Below are 21,959 nucleotides of genomic sequence, written 5' to 3' on the forward strand. Positions count from 1 at the left end.
TTATTAAGTGGGTATGGCGGACTCTCTCTCCGCCATTTGTGAGATCAATCAATATTGTTCAATTTATTGGTTTCTCTTAGTTAATACATCATTGTTGGTGTGAATTCCCGTTCAAATCGACTTAATTAGCTTTGTTCATCAAAGCAAAATAGCCTAGTAGTTAGCGTACAGTGCAGATCGCTTGTGAAGCAATGAGCTGACTTTCTCTATATGACTACTCAAAAGCAGCAACATTAGTCTTCATTCACGAGATACTTCACCAGGCTTTGGTACATCGCCCTTATTAACGTGTTGTTCGGCAGAAATTTCACTAGCCCATTGATGATCAGCGGCGCGGGAATCTATACTACTTTGTTTGTTGTTTTCTAAAGGCGTTAATGAGAGCCTAGTTAGTAAAGGAAAGTGGTCAGAACCAATAGAAGGTAAGCACTGAATGGCCCGTAAAGTGAAATGTTTACTATGAAATAAATGGTCTAAAGGCCAACGCATAAAGGGGTAATCCACATGGAATGTGTTGAGCACGCCTCGTCCAACTCGCGGGTCTAATAAGCCGCTAATTTTTCGGAAAAGTCGGGTTGTTGCAGACCAGGCAACGTCATTAAGGTCGCCAGCTACGATGACAGGCTGGTCACTTTCGGCCACACTTCTAGCTACAATAACTAGTTCAGCATCCCTTTCTGATGACTCAGGGTTTTCCGTTGGACTTGGAGGAGCGGGGTGAAGAAAATGCGCGCGAATTTTGTCACCCGTGCGTAGTTCTAGTGTTGCATGTATCGATGGAATACCTTCTTCAACTAAATAGCATATTTCTGTTTCTGCTAACGCTAAGCGTGAAAAAACGTGCATGCCATAAAGGTTTTCGAGAGGGCACTTAACACTATAAGGCATTTGCGTTGCCAACACTTGAAGCTTTTCTTGCCACCACTGATCTGACTCTAGCGTAACAAGGACATCAGGTTGATGTTTGTTGACCAAAGCTATTAACGCATCAGCATTATGGTTCGATTTAAGTACATTAGAGGTCAGAACACTCAGTTGATTATCTGGACTGTCATCAGTTGAAGTAAGGACCTCCTTAGGCCAAAAAAGGGTGTAGGGTAATATCCAGCATAATTGCCAGATTAAACAGATAAGCGTTATGCTTATTAAGCATTGAGTGATCAGCAATTGGCTGTCAAGAAAAAGAAAATGTGCTGCTAAAAGGACAATCGCCAACGTGGCAAACTGTAAGCGAGGAAAATCCATTGCTCTAATTAACCAATGTGAAATTTTTAATAAAGGCAGGAAAGTCACCAAAAAAATAAAAACTGTGGAGATTAAGAGTACGGATAACATTCTGCGATTACCTTTGTATGGTTAATAAAATCGTACGTATTTAGGCTCGAAATGGCCAACTTATCGTGGATAAGAATGCCATAAAAACTTATAAAGTGCAGCGTCAGTTGTTACTGGAGATAAGCTTTTGTGCCCAATTCTTATTTGGTAGCGCTATATGAAATAAAATTAGAAGCTTTAAGTCTAATTAAGGTGTGTAGTATATCTGCCTACAGCTTATTAGCTGAAGGCTGTTCCATCAAGTTTAGCAGCATAAGATCTGACCGTTTAAGTCAGTCATATCGTTTGTGTTGCTGGTGCTGTAAAAATCAGCATGGTTTTTTATGACAGTTATAAAGAAAGGCGCCTTTAAAAACGCCTTTTAAATATTTTTAACTGCCAAAAATTGATACTTATCGGTCTTTTAGCTGGTCTCTTTGCCCATTAGGCGAGGTAGTTCACTAAACACTTCATGGTTAACTAATGCTTGCAAGGCTGGGTCATCGTGAATACTCTCCAAGTAACTTTCTCGCCTATTAAGTGCTTCGATTAGAAAGTGAAGTGCTTCATCAAATTGCCTCATAGCGGTATATGCGCAGGCCAATTGATAAAATGCACGACTATTTTCAGGGTCTATTTTAAGTGCTTGGTGACATAAATTAGCCGCCCATTGAGGTTCGTTCAATTCAAGTACTGCATTGGCTTTATAGGTTATTGCCTCGCAATCATCTCGGCGTATTTTAAGAATTTCGTCATAAATGGTTATTTTGTTGGAAGGGGAGTCATCTTGTTGTGCCTGTAGCCAAAGTGATTGGAGTTCTTGTGTTAATTCGATTTCTTCACGGTTTTCATCAATATGTTGCGTTTTTTGCTGTAATTGCTCTTCAATCATTTCTAATCGAGCCTCATATTCATGAATCAGCTTTGATATTTCCTCATCGGCGAGAGAATGTACGCGTTCTTTGATGTCCCTTATTGAGGTCCAGCCGACCAATACTAAAACGGATGTTGCTGCAGCTATCAAATAAAAGAAGTAGGTAACGGTGTCGGTTGCATAAGCCACAGCACGGTCAACGGAGTTATGCTCACGATCTAAAATTTGTTGCAGTAATTCTTGTTTTGATTTTGCCTGATCGATACGCAATTGCTTAATTTCATCTAACACATAGCGTTCAACAAATGGGGAGTAGAGCGGTTTCTCTAAATTATCAATTTTTTCCGGTATAGGGTCATCGACAGTGGTGGCGGCCGCTAATAATATAGGAAACAAGCAACTTAATAGAATCAGCTTTTTTATGATGCGAGACATATGGCCCTTCCGTGATCATGAACTTCTACCAGTGCGGCATGTAAGCTTTTCACTGTATTGTCATGGTCTGCTTCGTTGACAATAAATTGCATATCTACTTGGCGCATTGACTGGTGGACAGCCAAAACACTAATATTTTCGTTGGCTACTGCCTGCACCATTTTTGCTAATATCCCTGGAATTTGCATATCGCTGCCTATAGCAGAAACAATGGCTACTTTTTTATGATTTACATCGGCTTCTGGAAAACGTTCTTTAATTAAGTAAAGAATGCGTTTTACGGTTTTTAAGTTTGTTGATAAGAAATGGGTAATAGCATTGGCATTGGTGTCCTTAGAGACGATATGTGCATTAAATCGTTTGATAATAGAGACTAATTCGCTATCGTAATTTGATAGATTTCCGGCCATATCTTGATCAAACACCTCAAGCGCATAGATTCCTTTACAACCAGCAATGATTTCAACGCAAGGCGACTCACTAACATAATCGCCAGTAATTAAGGTGCCCGTATGTACTGGCTCAAACGTATTTTTTATACGAAGTGGAATGTCATTTTGTCGTAAGCCTTTGGCTGCTTTTGGGTGAATGGCCTCCATTCCTAGGTTAGCCAGTTGGTCCGCCACGTCATAATTAGTACGGCCGATAGGAACAGCGTTTTCTTCACCAACTAATCGAGGGTCAGCGCTGCTTAAGTGAAACTCCTTATGGATAATGGCTTCGCTCGCCCCAGTTAACACAGCTAAACGGCTGAAGGTCATCTCGCTATAGCCTCTATCAAAAGATGACATGAGGCCAGAATCACTGTGTGCGTAGCCGGTCACAATGGGGAGTTGTTTTTCAAGGTTGATGTGTTGGAAGCTTAAACGAATACGTTCGTCTAAAGAGATATGGTGGTCAGCTCGCCAACCGGTTAAATCAACAAAGCAAGCATCAACACCATCCCGCTGAAGTAGCTCGGCGGTGTTCCAAGCGCTATGTGCTTCGCCAATGCTGGCTAACATTTCTCGAACGGTTGCTAAATGCGCATCTAAGGCAAAATGGCCATGTTGGCATAGGCTTTGTAGGTCAGCTAAGCATTTTTTTGCGTCGTCCATCCGTTCGGCCAAGAAAGTGTTAGCCTTATCTAGCAATGTCGTTTGGCCAAATAGTTCTAGATTAATAGCTTGTAATTGTTGGTGCAATTCGTCACATTTAGTCAGCCAGCTGTCATCTTCTATGCCGTTGGCAAATAAGCCGTAGATGCCCGGTTGGCCACTTTTTTTATGTTCCAGTAAGGCATCAGTAACACCGCCATATGCTGACACTACAAATATTCGTCGGTAAACGCCGTCTAGGTTTTGATTAAGAATGATGTTATCTCGAACGGACACATAATCGCTCATTGATGTGCCGCCGATCTTTTCTACAGTATGCATTTTATCCTCTATGTATTATGTTTAAAGCGCTGATTTTCAGTGCAAGATGGGCACAATGGTGAGCTCAGTATAGTTATTAGTCTGGTTAATAGACTTTTAAGGTCACACATAAATAGTTCCCCGTATGCTCAGCTATGTATGGTTTAGTTATTGTTCAGAACGCTACTTTTTTCATGATTAATGGGTTTCTTCATGGTTAAGCTCCTTTCCTTCGCAGTATCTAATTTGTAATTTGATGTGTTAGCTGGCCTATTGGTTTTTGATGTTTGCCTGTTTCCATAATGGTTAAAATGAACGAGAAGGTGTTAATGGTTTGATGTTGGAGCGTGCACAAAGATACTCAGGCCGAGGCGGTTGCTCGCAAAATGGCTTGGCAACTTTGTTGCTTAATGCGTTATATACAAAAAACACATTGGCTCTAGGGTGAGGGGTAATATTACCGTTTGAGCCGTGTAGCGTATTACAGTCAAATACAATAACGCTGCCAGGTTTACTGGTGACTGTGGTAATGCCCTGTTTTTCTACCAACATGCTCAGGTGCTCGTTAGAAGGTACGCCATATTCTTGTTTTTTTAGTGAGGCTAGATGATGTTGCCGAGGCGTCTTACCTTCGCAGGCAATAAACTTCTTGTGCGAACCAGGTATCAGCATCAAGGGTCCGTTATGTGCGTGGTTTTCTGTCAGCGTGACCGACATACTCAAGGCGCGCATATTAGGCATACCGTCTTCGACATGCCAAGTTTCAAAATCAGAATGCCAGAAAAACTCTTTACCGATAAAGCCGGGTTTGTAATTAAGGCGTGATTGATGAATATATACTTGGTCGTTCAATATGTACCTTGCGAGACCTGCTAAACGTTCATCCATCATTAGCTTTTTAAAGACCGTACTGTTTTCATGTAAACTAAATATTGAGCGAACTTCGTGATGCCCCGGCTCTGTATATGCTTTTTCAGATTGTTCGTCGTTGCTAGCTGTAGACCGGAGTCGAGCGGACTCATCTTGAAGGGCTTCGATTTCAGCACTTGAAAAGATATTGTCGAGCACAATAAACCCTTGTTGCTCGAACTGCTCAATTTGTGAAGGGTCGATAGGCGGTGTGCTGTTTTGGGGAGCATAAATTACTGGATCCTGCCGATCCGTTATGCTGCTTAGCCCTTTGCGTGATGGGTAAGTATCTTCAACAGCGTGGCTTTGATCAATAGAGTGCCTACTTGCTGTGTTATTCATCAGTGCTATTGTCCTCAATGCCTTGGTCGTTTAATTCATAAGCACCTTCTGCGTTATGCACTTCCTTACCATTAAGTGGCGGGTTGAATACACAAGCCAAAGTCATTTCTTTTGAAGCACGAAGGATGTGTTTATCATGCTTGTCCAAAACGTAAATAGTACCGGGTTTGATTGGGTGCTTTTTATTGTCGGCTAAGGTTTCAACTTCGCCCTCGCCGGTAATGCAATACACCGATTCCAAGTGATTTTGATAGTGCATTTGAAAATCAGCGCCTTGGTAAATAGTCGTGATGTGAAAGGAGAACCCCATGTTGTCTTCCTTAAGAAGCAGTCGAGTGCTTTCCCAGTTTCCATCGGGGGAAATAATTCTTCGGTTACTTTGATTGGCGTCAGATAAATTACGTACGATCATTAGATTATCCTTTGGTTAAGCTCTTTTTACGATGATTGATAAAAATAAGTGATTCAGTAAGCAGGGCTTTATTGCCCTGCTTTTACTGTGTTTTTATCGTTTAAATGGGCGTTTAAACGTCACTAGGTCAGCAGTGAAGCGGTTAAACCTTAACTGGCTTCGAAATACAGATTCTTTTCTGGAATATCTTGTTTTTCACATACCTCTCGAATAGCTTCTTCAATAATATCAATACCTTTTTTAAGGTTCTCATCAGAGATAACTAACGGGCACAAAAACTTGACGACTTGATCATCTGCACCACTGGTTTCAATGATGAGCCCTTTTTGGAAGGCGTGATGTGTAATTTTCCCAGCAATGTCACCATTAACACAGTTAATGCCTTGAAACATGCCGCGACCTTTGGCGGTAAACTGACCTTCACCATATTGGCTGACGATGTTTTCAAGTCGCTCGGAAACATACTGGCCTTTGCGTTTAATCTCTTGCGAAAATTGATCATTTGTCCAATAGTGGTCAATGGCTGCTTTAGCGGTTACAAAAGCAAGGTTATTGCCTCTGAAAGTACCGTTGTGTTCACCGGGTTTCCAGAAATCAAATTCGGCTTTTATCAGCGCTACTGCAAATGGCAAACCATAACCACCAAGCGATTTGGATAAGGTGATAATGTCAGGTTCGATACCGGCTTCTTCAAAACTAAAATAGTCGCCTGTTCGACCGCAACCGGCTTGTATATCATCAACGATTAACAGGATGTTGTGTTTGCGGCAGACAGTCTGAAGGTTTTGCAGCCATTTAATACTGGCAGCGTTAATACCACCTTCACCTTGGACAGTTTCAACAATTACCGCAGCAGGGGAGTTAATGCCACTGCTTGAATCGGACAGCACTTTATCAAGGTATTCTGTTGTATCGATGTTATCACCTAAGTAACCGTCATATGGCATACGGTGGGTACCGACTAAGCTAACGCCAGCCGCATCTCTATGATGTGAGTTGCCTGTTGCCGCTAGTGAGCCCAAGCTGACACCATGAAATCCATTGGTAAAAGTCACAATATTCTGTTGGCCAGTTACATTACGTGCAATTTTCATTGCTGCTTCAACAGCATTGGTACCGGTAGGGCCGGTAAATTGCACCATGTATTCCATATTTCTTGGTTTTAAAATATGGTCATTAAATGCTTGTAGGAACTCACCTTTAGCTTTGGTATGCAAATCTAAGCCATGGGTAATACCATTGCTTTTAATATATTTAAGCAGCGCGTGTTTGAATATAGAGTTGTTATGACCATAGTTAAGGGTTCCAGCTCCAGCGAGAAAGTCTAAATATTGGCGACCTTCTTCGTCCCACATAAACTCTCCTTTAGCGCGATTAAAAACGCGCGGGAAAGAGCGTGCATAGCTTTGTACTTCAGATTCTATTTCATCAAAAATTTTCATAGTAATTTGTTTGTTTGGTTAAGGTTAAAAGGACCGATTCGGACTAAATTCTCAGAATCATGTTGGCCGTCAAAGTGCGTTTGCTTGTCCATCCATGGGGCATGCTGCAACTGTGTCTCTAGACTTTTTGATAAGGCCTTAAAGAGATGCCAAGAGGGCTTGTTATCTTCGGTGATAGTTGTCTCTATGTAATGCACATCCTGACAAAAAGGGCGGTTTAAGATGTGTAGCAACATCTGTGAAGCAAGCCCCCGCCCACGGGCCTGTTCATTAACAGCAACCTGCCAGATAAACAAAGTGTTTGGGCTTTTAGGCAGTAGGTAGCCTGAAATGAAACCGACTATTTCATCGTTCATTTCTGCTGCGACAGAGGTGCTTGCGAAATGCTCACATTGAAGCAGATTACAGTAGCTAGAGTTGGTATCGAGGGGAGGGCAATTTTCGATCAATCGATAAACGGCCATGCCGTCTTCAAGGGTCGGTTCCCTCAAATAAATAGGTTTGGAATATGACAAATTTTTTTATTACGCTATATATTTAGTTAGTGTGCTAATTAATAAAATTTAAAAATAAAGGCAAATTTAGTTTTTTTGGGCTATAAAGCCTTGTAAATTTAATATTTTATTTAATTAATAATTAGTACACTAAACATTGTAGCATGAGATCGTAGTTGATTTCCACCTGACAGCCTATGCATCAAATTAAGAATAGGCTAGGAGCTTGATAATTAAGTAGAATATTTTGACGCTAAGGTTTTAGAGAATGGAGATCCTGATCAGAAGGGCTTAAATTATTTATTCGAATTAACTGCTAATGGGCGAGCTGAAAACATGGGTGTTAACCAGTTGAAGGGAAAACCAATACGCAGGTCAGTATATAGATGGTTTGGGTTAGACGTTTATCTAGTGGTTTGGTTTTTTTACCATTAAAAATTATCGAAGATATAATGGACTTGAGTATTAATTAATCGAGAGGAGCCCAGTTGAATAACAGTCAAGAAGTATTGATGGCATTAAGGCGTGTAATTAGGGCAACTGACCTGCACTCTAAACACTTAGCGAAAACGACCGGCTTAACGGCACCTCAAATTTTGTTGCTGCAAACTATTCGAGATAAAGGTGAAGTGACCATTGGCGAACTTGCGAGTGAAATAAGTCTTAGTCAAGCAACGGTGACGACGATTTTAGATCGACTGGAAAAGCGTCAACTGGTGTATCGTGAACGCTCTAAAGCAGATAAGCGAAAAGCGCATGCTTACCTTACAGAGCAAGCTATTGAGATTTTAAAAGACTCCCCAATTCCCCTGCAAGAACAGTTTGCGCGCCAGTTTGATCATTTGCATGAATGGGAGCAAACGATGATTATCTCTTCTTTGCAGCGTGTTGCTCAGATGATGGATGCACAAGATATTGACGCTTCCCCTGTATTGGATCTTGGTGTTTTAGACCGTCAGGGAACAGCGATAACCCCATCTGACGTATAAGCAATAATGAGACTGCGGTTCCTGAGCTTTATTATTGAGTATTCTGCTGGGATAAATGATTGACGGCTTTGTTTTATTTTTCATTAAACGTTAATGTTTTTTTATGGAGCTGCTTTAATTAATTTAAGAAATTAACTTTCTTTAGTGATTTTTGCTTGACCTTTAGTTCAGTCCGAATACAATAGCCACCTCAAAGCGCCTGTAGCTCAGCTGGATAGAGTACTCGGCTACGAACCGAGCGGTCGGGCGTTCGAATCGCTCCAGGCGCGCCATACATGAAACCCTCCTTTTGGAGGGTTTTTTTGTGCCTGCCGATTAAGTATGGGCGCTTTAATGCCTTCATTTTTTAAGGCAATATTTGTAAATAGGGCCTAACAGGTTGATATATAAAAATATTTTTACAGTTAATTCATTTTGTTTGGAATACAATATATAGTTAATATTAAAATTATTTACACACTATCTTGTGTTTCTATGGGCTTTCTTATAATCTATCTCTACAGGGAATAGGGAGCGCATCCCGAAAACATTACATTAAGATAGATAGGGGAAATATGAGCACAGTCAACTTGAAAGTTATTAAAGAAAATCACGCTGAGATTGAGTTCCAATCGGCCTCGTTAGATATCTGGGATAAAAAATACTGTTTAAAAAAACAGGATGGCTCGCCCGTCGATAACAATATTGAAGAAACCTATGATCGTGTTGCAGCAGCAATTGCTGAGGTGGAAGAAAGCGCAGATAAAAAAGAATATTGGCATGATCAATTTGTCTGGGCTCTAAAACATGGTGCGATTCCAGCAGGGCGTATTATTTCCAATGCAGGTGCTAGCGATTATAAACCAGCGACATCGACTATTAATTGTACTGTATCAGGCTCTATTTCTGATTCTATGGACGATATCTTAAGGAAAACACACGAAGCTGGTTTAACCCTTAAAGCGGGTTGTGGTATTGGTTACGAATTTTCAACGCTACGCCCTAAAGGTGCCTATGTATCCGGTGCAGGTGCTAACACCTCGGGTCCATTATCGTTCATGGATATTTTTGACAAAATGTGCTTTACCGTATCATCAGCGGGGGGGCGACGTGGTGCTCAAATGGCAACCTTTGATGTTGCTCATCCCGATGTGCGCGACTTTGTTCGTGTAAAGCGTGAAGATGGCCGCTTGCGTCAGTTTAATTTATCGCTGTTGATTACAGACGACTTTGTACAAGCAGTTAAAGACGATGCCGATTGGCCGTTAGTGTTTCCTTTGTCAGAAAAAGAATTGGCGTCAGGCGAGATTGATTTAAACGATAAAGACAAAGTGCTATGGCGTGAATGGCCTATTACCAAAGGCTACCAAGTAAATGATGTAGGCTTAGTTGCCTGTCGAATTTATAATCGAGTGAAAGCTCAACGCCTATGGGAAACTATTATGGCGTCTACTTATGATTATGCTGAACCTGGGTTTATTCTTATCGATAAAGTGAACGAAATGAATAACAATTGGTTTTGCGAAAATATTCGCGCAACTAACCCATGTGGTGAACAACCATTACCGGCCTATGGATCTTGCTTGTTAGGCTCCATTAATTTAACTAAGTTTGTATTAAACCCTTTCACCTCAAAAGCGTCTTTCGACTGGGAAAAGTTTCGTAAAACTGTCGGTATTTTCACCCGAATGCTGGATAACGTAGTAGAGATTAATGGCTTGCCTTTGGAAGGCCAACGTGAAGCAATTGAGCACAAGCGTCGCCATGGTATGGGCTTTTTAGGCTTAGGTTCAACCTTAACAATGATGGGTATTCCTTATGGTGAAGATGCATCGGTTGAATTTACTGAAGAAGTCAGTAAGCAACTAGCGGTTACCGGTTGGGAAGCGGGTTTAGAACTGGCTAAGGAAAAAGGGCCTGCACCCATCATGGATGAGGACTTTGAAGTAACTGGAGATATGCTGCGTAAACGCCCAGAAATGTTGGACGATGGTTATCAGGTTGGCGATACAGTAAAAGGCCGTGTTTTACATGCAAAGTACAGTCGTTATATGCAACAAATAGCCTCTGTTGCGCCTGAGCTCGTGGAGCAACTTGCTGAAACGGGTGCGCGCTTTACTCACCATAGCTCTATTGCGCCAACAGGAACTATTTCTCTATCACTAGCCAATAATGCCAGTAATGGCATTGAACCAAGCTTTGCTCATCACTATGCACGTAATGTTATTCGTGAGGGGCGTAATGCGAAAGAAAAAGTTGATGTTTTCTCATTTGAATTATTGGCGTACCGCACATTAATTAATGAAAAAGCCATGCCGTATTCAGAGCAGGCAGATGAAAAACTACCTAGCTATTTTGTAACGGCAGAAACCATTACTCCAAAACAGCATGTGGATATACAAGCTGCAGCACAAAAATGGATTGATTCATCTATTTCAAAAACCGCTAATGTGCCGACAGAATTTCCTTTTGAAGACTTTAAAGATATCTATCTTTATGCTCACGAAAAGGGGTTAAAGGGCTGTACAACGTTCCGCTTTAATCCAGATGTATTTCAAGGTGTACTGGTAAAAGACTCAGACCTAGAAAACACAACATATCGTTTTAAGCTTCAAGACGGCTCGACGTTAGAGGTAAAAGGTAACGAGATGGTTGAATATGAAGGTGAATCACATACCGCAGCGAACTTATACGATGCCTTAAAAGAAGGTTATTACGGCAAGTTTTAAGGTTGACGGCAGCGAACAGGAGAAAAAAATGACACACAAAATTACACAAGCCATCACCGGTTACGACGTTGTAAAAGACGATGAACCAAAGGTTGAAGAAGTCGCTCTTCAGAGTGAAGAGAAAAGCAATATCATCCAAATGCACGAAAGCCTAAAAAGGCCAGAAATGTTATTGGGTTCAACCTATAAAATTAAAACGCCGTTATCAGAGCATTCGCTATATATAACGATTAATGATTTGATATTAAACCCAGATACAGATCATGAGCAACGGCGTCCATTTGAGGTGTTCATCAACTCTAAAAACATGGATCACTTCCAGTGGATTGTTGCGCTAACAAGAATTATGTCTGCGGTGTTTAGAAAAGGTGGCGACATCACCTTCCTAGTAGAAGAACTACGTTCCGTATTTGACCCCAGTGGAGGCTACTTTAAAAAAGGCGGTAAGTTTATGCCGTCGCTCGTTGCTGAAATTGGAGACGTAGTCGAATCGCATTTAAAAATGATTGGGATGATCAAAACTGAAGAAATCAGCGAGCACCAACAAAAAATCATGGATGAGAAACGGGCTCAGTTTGAAGCAGAAAAACAGGTTAAATCCCCCGAGCATGAAACCACTAGCGAATTTCCAGCAGGCTCACAATTATGTACAAAGTGTAATGTGACCGCCTCCATCCAAATGGATGGCTGTATGACATGTTTGAATTGTGGTGATAGCAAATGTGGCTAGGATGAAATCAAGTTGGCTGACCCCTTGATTTACAGCCCTGTTTTGTCTTGATTATCGTATTACAGGGAATTGTAGTCCTTATAAGTAAAGAAATTACAGGGAAATTTTAGTTCCCTTAATAACTAGTTAGCTTTGAAAACAACAAGGGAAATTAAAATGAGTGAAAAAGATGAAGCAGAAAGGATTGAAAAAGCAAAAAAACGTAAGAAACGGAAGCAAAGACCCTTTCCTGCTTGTTCCTTTTCAGAGGCAATGGAGCTTGCTAGTTCTATATTAGAGTTTGGCAGCGGACAACCTGTTAGACGTATTAGTCTTTTTGATCATCTTGGTAAATCACCTGAAAGTAGTACTTCTCGCCAACTAATTACCAACGCTGGAAAATATGGACTTACAAAGGGAAGTTACGGCGCTGAACATCTTGAGCTTACACCAGAAGGTGCAAAGGCAGTTGATGAAGAAATATCCAAGCGAGAACAACTAAAAGCAAAAATTAAATTGGCTATTGAAAACATCCCTCCTTTTAAAAGCCTTTACGACAGGTTTGTTAGTAATAAATTGCCAGCACGAGCTGCGTTGATAGATGCAACTAAAGAATTTGAGGTTAGCGACGAGTTTGTTGAGGAGGCGGTTGATACTTTTATTGTTAATCTAAGAGACTTAGGGCTGCTTCAAACGTTATCAGGAGCAGAACGTATTGTAACAGTTGACCATTTGCTAGATACACTTCCGGCCGCATCTTTAAAACAAGAAACAAACAATCAACAAGCTCATACGCATTCGCCTGGTCATCTCGTTACACTTGAGCAAGCAAATTTTGAGAGCACATGTTTTTATGTTACTCCAATTGGTGAAGAGGATAGCGAACATAGGAAGCATTCTGATCTTTTTCTTGGCTCAATAGTTGAGCCTGCTTTGGAACAGTTTCAAATGAAAGTCGTAAGAGCTGATGCAATTGATAAACCCGGTTTAATTACTAGACAAATAATTGATTATCTATTGAGATCACGCCTTGTGATAGCTGACTTGTCATTTCATAATCCAAATGTCTTCTACGAGCTAGCTATACGACATGCAGCACGACTGCCTGTTGTTCAAATTATTAGAGCAAGTGACAGAGTACCTTTCGACTTAAACCAAGTAAGAACTATAAAGATAGATACATCTGATATCTACTCGTTAGTTCCGAAAATAGAAACATACAAGTCAGAAATTGGTAGCCAAGTTAGAAGAGCACTAGAAAACCCGGACTCGGTAGATAATCCTATAAGCACATTTTATCCAAATTTAAAAATGCTATTAGAATAAACAAGCTAACAAGACATTTAAGCCGACGCCAAAAAGCGGCACGGCTTAATTAAAACGTTAGGCACTTCGTGAACATAATATATTTATTTATTACCACTCAACTATTTCTCATATTGGCATATGGATGGTCACTAATGATATTTACATCTCTATTTACTTCTTTACCCTGGTACGAACCATCAGGAATGCAGTTTTTAGCTATATTGGTTTTATTCCTACCTGTAGCAATAATTATCATTTCTATCTCTATGTTTATATCAAAAAGAAAAAATAAGGCATTATTCATTACAAATTACTTAATCTGCTTTGCATTAGCAGCAACTGTTTTAGTAGGCAGTAATTTAAATACAATCATGCAGGTTATAGGCGCATCATTAAGCGCATTAGCGATCATCATCAATTTAGTAAGCATACAAAGGTTTAAGTTACATGCCTAACAAGTCATTCAACCCGACCGTTTTATACGCCGTTTCGCTTCGCTGCTCTCTGTATAAAACGGCCGGTTAACTCAAACGTTAGGCATCTTTTACAAACGGAGACGATTTTGTCAGGAGTATTAATATTTGAAGGAATGACCGTTGGAGTTCTAGAAGGTGATTTCACTATCAGTGTCGATGATTCAGGTCAAACTTCATCCAAATTAATACTCTCAACTTCATATAACGTTCTCCCCATTTGGCTAAAAATTGCATATGAAAATATAACTTTGTCAAAGGAAGCTAGTGAAGCAATATCGAATAAATGGTGCGATGATCCGCAAATACAAAAAGAACTTTTACTTACTGAGCTAACACCTTCTATACAAGTATTCGTTGCATGTGGAGCGGCACTTGACTCTATCTATGATCAGCTGAAATCCCATGCCAATATAAGTTCAAACGATATCGAGTCGTGGAAAGAAAAGAAAACAGCACGATCAGCTCAAATCACCGAAATCATTCGAAGGGTGTACAAACTCAACAATGAAATGACGAGAGCTTTTAAAAAAAACATTAAATCAATAATGGAATTTAGAGATCAAATCATACATCCAGCACATGAAATAAAACAATCTTGTACTAGACCAGATATCCCTGTTGGCGTCGACTGGCGATTTGCAGCATATCGTTTCGCTAATTCTGCCATTTGTTACCAAAGAACTATGGAAATGTTTATTCATATGTATGAAAAAGGCGGAAACGATGCAAAAGTCGATGAAAACATGAAAAATATATTCAAGGCATTGCAAGAAATGAAATTGGTCACAGAAAATGCCTAACAAAAAAATCAAGTTCACCAGCAAAAATACGCTGGCTGGGACGCGGAAAAAGCCCGCGCCCCTTATTTAAAACGTTAACTGTCCAAAATGAATACATCGCAAACGATAATTTCAGTTGTTTTATTTGTTGCCTTACTTTTGGCGTTTGTTGCTTTTTTTAGAACTCCTAGAGATGAACGGTACGCCATATATAAGCCGAGTAACACGGAAAATGATCCAGAGTTTGCCCCTGAATATACGAAAAAAGAACGCTTTTGGTTAATAGCCAAAAGCCTTTTATGGTTCGTGCCAATTCTATCATTCTGCCAGCTTTGGTTTTTTGATTGGTTAGGTGAGTACGCAAAAGTAGCACACTGTTACGAATATGGTCCGGTCAAAGGGACTCATATTATAATTTATGGCCTTTTTGTTGGTTTGCCTTTTACGCTAGCTATTATGCTCTTTGGTTTCGAGGGCGTGAAAGCAATAAAGGTTATTAAAATTGGTCAGTTTCCGTTACCCGGACAAAAGGTATTTAAACCGACTAAATATAAGTATGGTAACGTGGCAAGAGTAAACGGTGCCATAGTCATAGGTGCTTTGGTGTTTCTTCTTGGCTTAGCCGCATGGGGTGTTGGGCAGGCAAAAGAAATAAGCAGAGACATCAAACCCTGTTTAATCAATCAGTTAACAAGCGGCTCAAATGCGCTCCGTTTCACTCCGCCGGACGCTCACTGCGTTCGCGCCGTTTAGCCGGGCGTTATGGCATCACATGAAGATAGTTCGTGAGTTAATAAAAAATTACAACGCAACTTATTTGCTTAAGAAGCGTTACTACAACATTACCTCAATGGTAGGACTACTATCTGTTGCAACTGGACTAGGCCTCATGATGTCTTTAGTGTTCTATGTTGGCCCTATGATTGGATTCGACCCGGACACAAAAATAACTGCCAATGGCGTTGAAAAATTAGGTATGTTTGTTCTCATGATGCTGTTTTTCACTGCATGTATTTACGCAGGCATGTTAATAGTTGCTGGTTCATTTGCTTTTGTAATGTTCAAAATCGGCAAGTTCACAAAAGTTGAGGCTTTCAATTATGCACTTTATTCTGGCTACCCGGAGTATTGGTTTGAGCAAAAGCCATAACAAGTCAATCAACTACGCGCCTTGCAGGCGCCGGACGCAGCAAAGCTGCGCCGGTTATTGAGGCGTTAGAGAGTAAAAGGAATTATGGTTGTATTAATATTTATCGCAATATTTATAGTTACTTACGCTATCACTTATCTTGTATGGTGGCTTGTAGCCGATCTAATAATTAAGCTACCAAAAAACATTCAAGTTTCCGCATTAGTCATAGTTGCAACAATGTTATTTACTCCAATAGTATCTGCTTTCGTTGTAGTATTATTCCCAGTACCGAGCTTATTTTTCTTATTATCAGTTCCAGTTATTGGTGACTTACAAGAGACATACAGAATGGCAAGTGCAACAGGACCTTTAAATTTAGTCACACCACTTATTACTGCACTTATTTCGTTTAAGCTTGCACCTAAAATACTCTCTAACAAGGCACTCAAGCGGGACGCGGAAAAAGCGCCGCGCCCCTTAGCTTAAACGTTATACGTCAGCAAGGAATCAGTATGATCGTAATATTTGGAATTAAAGAAAAACTTAATCCAATAAAGGCACAGCTCTCTGATGTTATTCATGGTTGCATGAAATCAGTCTTAGGTATGCCAGAGGATAAACGTGCACATCGATTTATACCAATGGATAAAGAAGATTTTTATTACCCTGGTGGTCGAAGTGATGCCTATACTGTTATAGAAATAAATATGATGGCTGGGCGTCAGGTGGAAACGCAAAAACAACTGATTAAAACTATTTTTCAAGAAATAGAAATCCAGCTTTCAATTGCTCCTATAGATATCGAAATAGTTATTAAAGAACAAGCTCCACACCAATGGGGGTTTAGAGGTATTACGGGTGACGAAGCCAATGACCTTAAATACAAAGTCAACGTATAACAAAAAAATCAAGTTCGCCAGCAAAAACACGCTGGCTGGGACGCGCAAAGAAACGCGCGCCCCTTATTTAAAACGTTAGCCGTAAAAATAATAAATCCACAGGAAAGCATATAAATGAGAGATGGTTACATAAAAGATTATATAAGCGGTGAAGAAATAAAAGCGACACCGGAAGAAGTTGAAGCCGTTCAGGTTTTTTCCGAAATATTGGTTGAGGATTATGGTTATCCTAAAGAGCAACTACAAACAAGGCCACAATGGCGAGTAAAAGTAAGACCATCCGATACAAAAAAGGAATATCCGATAGATATTGGTGTTTTTGACTGCAATAAGAAAACAGATGACTCCCTTTTTATCGTTGTTGAATGTAAAAGAAAAACAAGAAAAGATGGGTTAGCACAGTTAAAAAATTATCTTACGTTTTCAACTGCTCGATTGGGTGTTTGGTTTAATGGAGAGGAAAGGCTCTATATTAAGAAAACGGAGAAATCAGGGAAGGTGCTTTTTTCTGAAATCCCAAATATTCCAAGAAATGGTGAGCGAATTGAGGACATAGGTAGATTTAAACGCAAAGATTTAACTGTTCCACATAACCTGAAAGTAGTTTTTAAAGCTATTAGGAATCATTTGGCTGGTAACACGGTAGGTGCAACTAGAGATGAAGTTCTGGCGCAACAATTAATTAATATTATCTTTTGTAAAATTTATGACGAAAGATTTACAAAACAAGAAGAAATGGTCGAGTTTCGTGCTGGTGTAGATGAAAGCGACAAACTTATTTCGAAAAGAATAAAAGTTATTTTCAAAAAAGTTCAAACAAAATACAAAGAGGTTATTGATTTTAGTGACAAAATAAGTCTGGACGATAAATCAGTGGTCTATATTGTTGGCGAGTTACAAAATTATTGTTTGACTGGATCTGAGCGAGATGTTGTTGCAGATGCCTTTGAAACTTTTATAGGTTATGCGTTAAAAGGAGGACAAGGTCAGTTTTTTACCCCAAGAAATATAGTTCAGCTAATGGTGGAAATAATTAAACCGCAACCAGACCAACTCATAATTGACCCAGCTTGCGGCTCAGGTGGTTTTCTTGTTGAAAGTCTCAAATATATGTGGGGGGAATTAGAATCTCAATCTAAGGAATACGGCTGGTCAGACTTAGCATTACAAGAAGAAAAAATGGCTGCTGCAATTCATAATATTAGAGGGATAGAAAAAGACGAGTTTCTAAGCAAAGTGTCAAAAGCTTATATGGCAATTATAGGTGATGGAAAAGGCGGCATCTTCTGTGAAGATAGCCTAGAAGTACCTAAAAATTGGAAAGACAAGACGCAGCAGAGTATTGAGTTATCAAAATTCGATGTACTTCTTACCAATCCCCCTTTTGGTAAGGATATTAAAGTTGTAGGTGAAAGCAAGCTAGCTCAATATGATTTGGCTAGTAAATGGAAAAAAGAAGGGGGTCTGTATAAGAAAACGGATAAGAAAAATACTGAAATGCGCCCTGAAGTATTATTTATCGAAAGAAGTTTGCAGCTATTAAAAGATGGTGGGGTTATGGGAATTGTTTTACCCGAGACATTTTTTCATGCGCCAAGGGCTAGACCAGTAATGCAATTTATGGAAGGGCACAATATTAAGTGGGTTATAGATTTACCACATAATACATTTAGACCTCATAATAATGCTAAATGTATCATTATCGTAATACAAAAAAATACAAAACAAAGTAAAAATATAAATTTTGCAGTTGCAGAAGAGATGGGACATGACCATCAAGGTAAAGAGATTTACAGATGGGATCCGGTCACTCAAAAAGTCGATAAAGAGCAAACATGGGATGACATTAAGCTAATAATTGAGGAAAACAGAAATAGGAAGAAGAAGTATATTTTCTCAGTAGATTCAAAGTCCGTGAAGGATAGAAACATATTTGTCCCTAGGTATTACTGGGAAACTAGAGATAAAGAAGTAGAAGAAATTGCCAAAGTTAAAAAGTTGAAATTAATTTCAATAAAACAATTAATTGATGAGGGTGTAATTCAACATTTTGATGGTCATGGGTCACCACCTGCGGAATATAAAGGCCGAGGTGATATCTCCTATATTAGGGTAAAGGATATTGTTAATTGGGAGGTATATAAAGACCCTACGTCAAGCATTCCTGAAAACATATATAAAAATATGAAAGGCGAAAATAAAAACCTTAACGTAGGCGACATTCTTTATGTTCGCAGAGGCAGTTATAGAATTGGTAGTGTTGCAATGGTTTCGCCACATGATACAAACGTCTTGCTCACGAGAGAAATATTAGTATTAAGAGTAGTAGAAAATAATAAATACGGGTTAACACCACACTACCTTCTTTATTTGCTATCTCATCGCTTAGTTGCCATGCAGGCGTTTAACAAAGTCCTAATTGAAACAACGCTACCAAACATAGCAAATAGATGGCAAGAATTAAAACTACCACTATTTATAGATAAAAATATGGCAGAAACTGTTACAACCCAAATTGAAGAAGTAATAAATGCAAAATGGAGTGCCATTGAAAAACCACATAAAGTTAAAGATGTACATGGTGAGCTTGTTACATAAAAAACGGCTAACAAGGCGCTTCACTCGGACGGCAATTCCGCTGCGCTCCATTGCCGCCGGTGAGCTTGGTCGTTAGGCATCCGTGTGAGTCCTGAATTGAAAGAGTAAAAAAAGATGAAAGATTTACTTGATAAGCTTTCTTCATACAATATTTTCAACTATCTCTTGCCAGGGGTGGTTTTTGTAGCCATAGCCAACTCATTAACAAAATATAACTTTGTTCAACAAGATATTGTTATTGGCGTTTTCTTATATTATTTCATTGGATTGGTTATTAGCAGGATAGGCTCTGTTGTTATTGAGCCGATTTTGAAGTGGAGCGGATTTGTTAAATTTTCGGAATATAGAGATTATGTAGAAGCATCTCATAAGGATAAGCTTATAGAAGTTCTTTCAGAAGCAAACAATATGTATCGAACTTTTCTTTCGTTGTTCCTATTTCTCTCCTTTTTAAAGATATATGAAGCTTTGTCTGAGCGCTTTCAATCCTTGAACAGCCTTTCATCAGAGATAGCAATAGTAGGACTGCTAGCTCTTTTTGCCTTCTCATACAGAAAGCAAACAGCCTATATAACTAAGCGCGTAGCTAGCGCAAAAGACAGGGACTAAGTTATGACTGACTTTTTCGAAATAGATTTTTTAGATGTAGAATCCAAAAAGAGTGGAGATGCAATACCTCTACGATATTCAATCGGGGATGTCACCAGAATTCATGTGACTGACGGCGGGTTCCAAGCCACAGGAGATATGTTAGTAGAGCATATTAATAAATATTACGGGTCACCAAAATATATTGACGCTGTAATCGCAACTCACCCCGATGGTGATCACGCCGGAGGACTTAGAAAGCTGTTTGATGAGTATGAAATTGGTGGATTATGGATGTTGCGACCTTGGTTATATGCGGAAGAGCTAATTGATCGATTCAGCCGCTTTACATCTTCAGATAACCTGGCGAAGAGGTTAAAAGAGATATATCCAAACTTGGCAGCTTTAGAAGAACTTGCTATTGAACATAAGGTAAAAATATCAGAGCCATTTCAAGGTGCAAAGATAGGAGAGTTTAATGTATTGGCTCCCTCTAAAGCCAGATACTTAGATCTTATTGTAGAGTCAGAAAAAACTCCCGAAGCTGCAAAGGAAGAGGAACAAACATTGGCCGAAGCATCCGGCCAGTTTATTAAAAAAGCGATAAATTTCATTCGGGCGGCATGGGGCGATGAGTACTTTCCAGATGACGACACAAGCCCTGAAAACAACATGAGCGTGATTCAATATGCTCGCCTATGCGATAAAAAAATACTACTCACAGGTGACGCGGGGAGAGCAGCACTTGATGAGGCCGCAGATTTTGCACCGAATGTCGGACTAGATCTTCCCGGAATAGATCGAATACAGGTTCCCCATCATGGCTCAAGGCACAATGTATCAACAGAAGTATTAGATAGGTGGCTTGGAACCAAGCATGATGCGCAACCTGAATCGGGAAGTTTTACGGCAATCGTTAGCGCCGCAAAAGAAGATAAAGATCACCCGCGTAAGTCTGTTGTTCGGGCCTTCATTCATAGGGGGGCAAGAGTAATATCAACAGAAGGTAGTCACAAACAAACTGGTCATAATGCACCCGATCGTGAAGGATGGGTGGCCGTAACTCCTTTACCTTATCCTGAAGACCAAGAGGATTGATTTGCATCCATGCCTAACAAAGCGCTGCTGCCGGACAAATTTTCCGCTTCGCTCAAAATTTGCCGCAGAGCGCGGCGTTATACCTTGCGGCGAGTCCTGGAGTGTTGAATTGAATCTGAATCAATAGGGTCAGACTCGATTGATTTTAAAAGAGGGCCAGTTTAAGCCCATACGTTGTGATTAAAAGGGCTTTATCATGGCGTAATTACTTTGTTGTGTTGTAATGGGTGAACCCAGCACGCTTTCGTTCGTGGTAACAACGCTAAGCTTTTGGTTTCCTAGTCGCGTATTATGATCTAACTCACATCACTAGGGTACGGGGTATAAGCTTGAACAGCCCAAAGATAACGTATTACTAATAAGTAAACTCAATATCACTTCGTGATGAAATGCTAGGTATTACGACGGTATTTTGTATTTAGCTGCTTCTGTATTACAAAAGCTGTGGTCGTTATAGGCTTGATGTGTTTGGCGAGATATTTTAAGCGTTTGTTTACGTGTTTTAATGCTAGAATTGAAAAACAACGAATAAAGTTGGCGCTATATTTAAACGTTATTATTTGGCATAACTGTAGATGAAAAAAGTTGTTACATCGTTACTGATATTTTGTTTGATGGCTGCTCCGGCCGTGTCGATATCGGGTGCGTGTTCTAACATGGATAATGTTGATAATATTTCAACGGCCTTTAAGCATGCAAATAGCGGTGCGACTCATCAGCAACACCAGCAAGCATCTGTGGTTAACGAGACTCATATGGGTTGTGAATGCCCTGATAATATAAATTGTGTCGGTCATGCATCTGCCTATGTGGCGACAAACAATGTAGTGCCTAAATCGTTGGGCTTGTCTTCCATTTTTATAACCTATAGCGCCATCGAAAGGCCTAATGAATCACTCTCGCCTGAAATAAAACCTCCCAGACCCTCTGCTTAAGACAGGGGGTTAATGCGCCTGTAGTTTAAGCAAAAAGCAACGCAGTAGAAGAACTACGCGTCTAGTTTTAGTTGTTTATCTTACCGGTTAAGAACCCTCAATACCCTTTGTTGATAACACA

21 protein-coding genes and 1 tRNA gene are annotated in these 21,959 nt (G+C 39.9%); 15 read left to right on the plus strand and 7 right to left on the minus strand.

Features of this window, described 5'->3' with window-relative positions:
* Positions 1–240 precede the first annotated feature (240 nt).
* From Q91_RS04480 to ectA, 7 genes are all read right to left on the minus strand, one after another.
* Positions 241–1,335: an endonuclease/exonuclease/phosphatase family protein gene (locus tag Q91_RS04480; RefSeq protein WP_015005697.1), complete on the minus strand. Its 1,095-nt coding sequence runs from the start codon at positions 1,333–1,335 to the stop codon at positions 241–243.
* A gap of 403 nt (positions 1,336–1,738) precedes the next feature.
* A complete protein-coding gene (locus Q91_RS04485; RefSeq protein ID WP_015005698.1) occupies positions 1,739–2,623 on the minus strand; it encodes a tetratricopeptide repeat protein in 885 nt (294 codons plus the stop codon).
* A complete protein-coding gene (locus Q91_RS04490) occupies positions 2,608–4,041 on the minus strand; it encodes an aspartate kinase (RefSeq protein WP_015005699.1) in 1,434 nt (477 codons plus the stop codon). The genes Q91_RS04485 and Q91_RS04490 overlap by 16 nt, the downstream gene beginning before the upstream one ends.
* Before the next feature lie 285 nt (positions 4,042–4,326).
* A complete protein-coding gene (gene thpD, locus Q91_RS04495; protein WP_015005700.1) occupies positions 4,327–5,271 on the minus strand; it encodes an ectoine hydroxylase in 945 nt (314 codons plus the stop codon).
* On the minus strand, positions 5,264–5,683 hold the full coding sequence (locus Q91_RS04500; protein WP_015005701.1) for an ectoine synthase: 420 nt from the start codon (positions 5,681–5,683) through the stop codon (positions 5,264–5,266). Before Q91_RS04500 ends, thpD begins: the two co-directional genes overlap by 8 nt.
* A 149-nt stretch (positions 5,684–5,832) precedes the next feature.
* Positions 5,833–7,125, minus strand: a complete 1,293-nt coding sequence (gene ectB, locus Q91_RS04505; protein ID WP_015005702.1) for a diaminobutyrate--2-oxoglutarate transaminase — start codon at positions 7,123–7,125, stop codon at positions 5,833–5,835.
* Positions 7,122–7,589, minus strand: coding sequence for a diaminobutyrate acetyltransferase (ectA, locus tag Q91_RS04510; RefSeq protein WP_238538370.1), 468 nt, complete (start codon positions 7,587–7,589; stop codon positions 7,122–7,124). The genes ectB and ectA overlap by 4 nt, the downstream gene beginning before the upstream one ends.
* Before the next feature lie 518 nt (positions 7,590–8,107).
* Here ectA and Q91_RS04515 point away from each other — a divergent pair.
* The 15 genes from Q91_RS04515 to Q91_RS04585 all read left to right on the plus strand — a co-directional run bounded on the left by Q91_RS04515 (position 8,108) and on the right by Q91_RS04585 (position 21,838).
* Positions 8,108–8,608: a MarR family winged helix-turn-helix transcriptional regulator gene (locus Q91_RS04515; protein WP_015005704.1), complete on the plus strand. Its 501-nt coding sequence runs from the start codon at positions 8,108–8,110 to the stop codon at positions 8,606–8,608.
* Positions 8,609–8,803: 195 nt separating this feature from the next.
* Positions 8,804–8,880: transfer RNA gene (locus Q91_RS04520), tRNA-Arg, on the plus strand.
* A gap of 282 nt (positions 8,881–9,162) precedes the next feature.
* Positions 9,163–11,316, plus strand: a complete 2,154-nt coding sequence (locus Q91_RS04525; RefSeq protein WP_015005705.1) for an adenosylcobalamin-dependent ribonucleoside-diphosphate reductase — start codon at positions 9,163–9,165, stop codon at positions 11,314–11,316.
* Positions 11,317–11,344: 28 nt separating this feature from the next.
* A complete protein-coding gene (locus tag Q91_RS04530; protein ID WP_015005706.1) occupies positions 11,345–12,046 on the plus strand; it encodes a ribonucleotide reductase subunit alpha in 702 nt (233 codons plus the stop codon).
* Positions 12,047–12,202: 156 nt separating this feature from the next.
* Positions 12,203–13,351, plus strand: a complete 1,149-nt coding sequence (locus Q91_RS04535; RefSeq protein ID WP_015005707.1) for a hypothetical protein — start codon at positions 12,203–12,205, stop codon at positions 13,349–13,351.
* A 134-nt stretch (positions 13,352–13,485) separates the two neighbouring features.
* A complete protein-coding gene (locus Q91_RS11560; protein WP_148271125.1) occupies positions 13,486–13,788 on the plus strand; it encodes a hypothetical protein in 303 nt (100 codons plus the stop codon).
* A 107-nt stretch (positions 13,789–13,895) separates the two neighbouring features.
* Positions 13,896–14,609 (plus strand): hypothetical protein, encoded by a 714-nt coding sequence (locus tag Q91_RS04545; protein ID WP_015005708.1) that lies wholly within the window; start codon positions 13,896–13,898, stop codon positions 14,607–14,609.
* A gap of 138 nt (positions 14,610–14,747) precedes the next feature.
* Positions 14,748–15,341, plus strand: a complete 594-nt coding sequence (locus Q91_RS04550; RefSeq protein ID WP_148271126.1) for a hypothetical protein — start codon at positions 14,748–14,750, stop codon at positions 15,339–15,341.
* A 19-nt stretch (positions 15,342–15,360) separates the two neighbouring features.
* The gene (locus tag Q91_RS04555; protein ID WP_041230495.1) at positions 15,361–15,738 is read left to right on the plus strand and encodes a hypothetical protein; all 378 of its coding nucleotides are present in this window, start codon (positions 15,361–15,363) and stop codon (positions 15,736–15,738) included.
* An 84-nt stretch (positions 15,739–15,822) separates the two neighbouring features.
* Complete coding sequence (locus Q91_RS04560) at positions 15,823–16,206, plus strand: hypothetical protein (protein ID WP_041230496.1); 384 nt, start codon at positions 15,823–15,825, stop codon at positions 16,204–16,206.
* Between the two features lie 26 nt (positions 16,207–16,232).
* Complete coding sequence (locus Q91_RS04565; RefSeq protein WP_015005711.1) at positions 16,233–16,619, plus strand: tautomerase family protein; 387 nt, start codon at positions 16,233–16,235, stop codon at positions 16,617–16,619.
* Between the two features lie 114 nt (positions 16,620–16,733).
* Positions 16,734–19,217: an N-6 DNA methylase gene (locus tag Q91_RS04570; protein WP_015005712.1), complete on the plus strand. Its 2,484-nt coding sequence runs from the start codon at positions 16,734–16,736 to the stop codon at positions 19,215–19,217.
* Between the two features lie 114 nt (positions 19,218–19,331).
* Entirely contained in the window at positions 19,332–19,826 is a 495-nt protein-coding gene (locus tag Q91_RS04575; protein WP_015005713.1) for a hypothetical protein, read from the plus strand.
* Positions 19,827–19,829: 3 nt separating this feature from the next.
* A complete protein-coding gene (locus Q91_RS04580) occupies positions 19,830–20,903 on the plus strand; it encodes a ComEC/Rec2 family competence protein (protein WP_041230497.1) in 1,074 nt (357 codons plus the stop codon).
* A gap of 575 nt (positions 20,904–21,478) precedes the next feature.
* Positions 21,479–21,838: a hypothetical protein gene (locus Q91_RS04585; protein WP_041230498.1), complete on the plus strand. Its 360-nt coding sequence runs from the start codon at positions 21,479–21,481 to the stop codon at positions 21,836–21,838.
* Positions 21,839–21,959: the final 121 nt, after the last annotated feature.

Source organism: Cycloclasticus sp. P1 (assembly GCF_000299965.1).
Lineage (GTDB): Bacteria > Pseudomonadota > Gammaproteobacteria > Methylococcales > Cycloclasticaceae > Cycloclasticus > Cycloclasticus pugetii.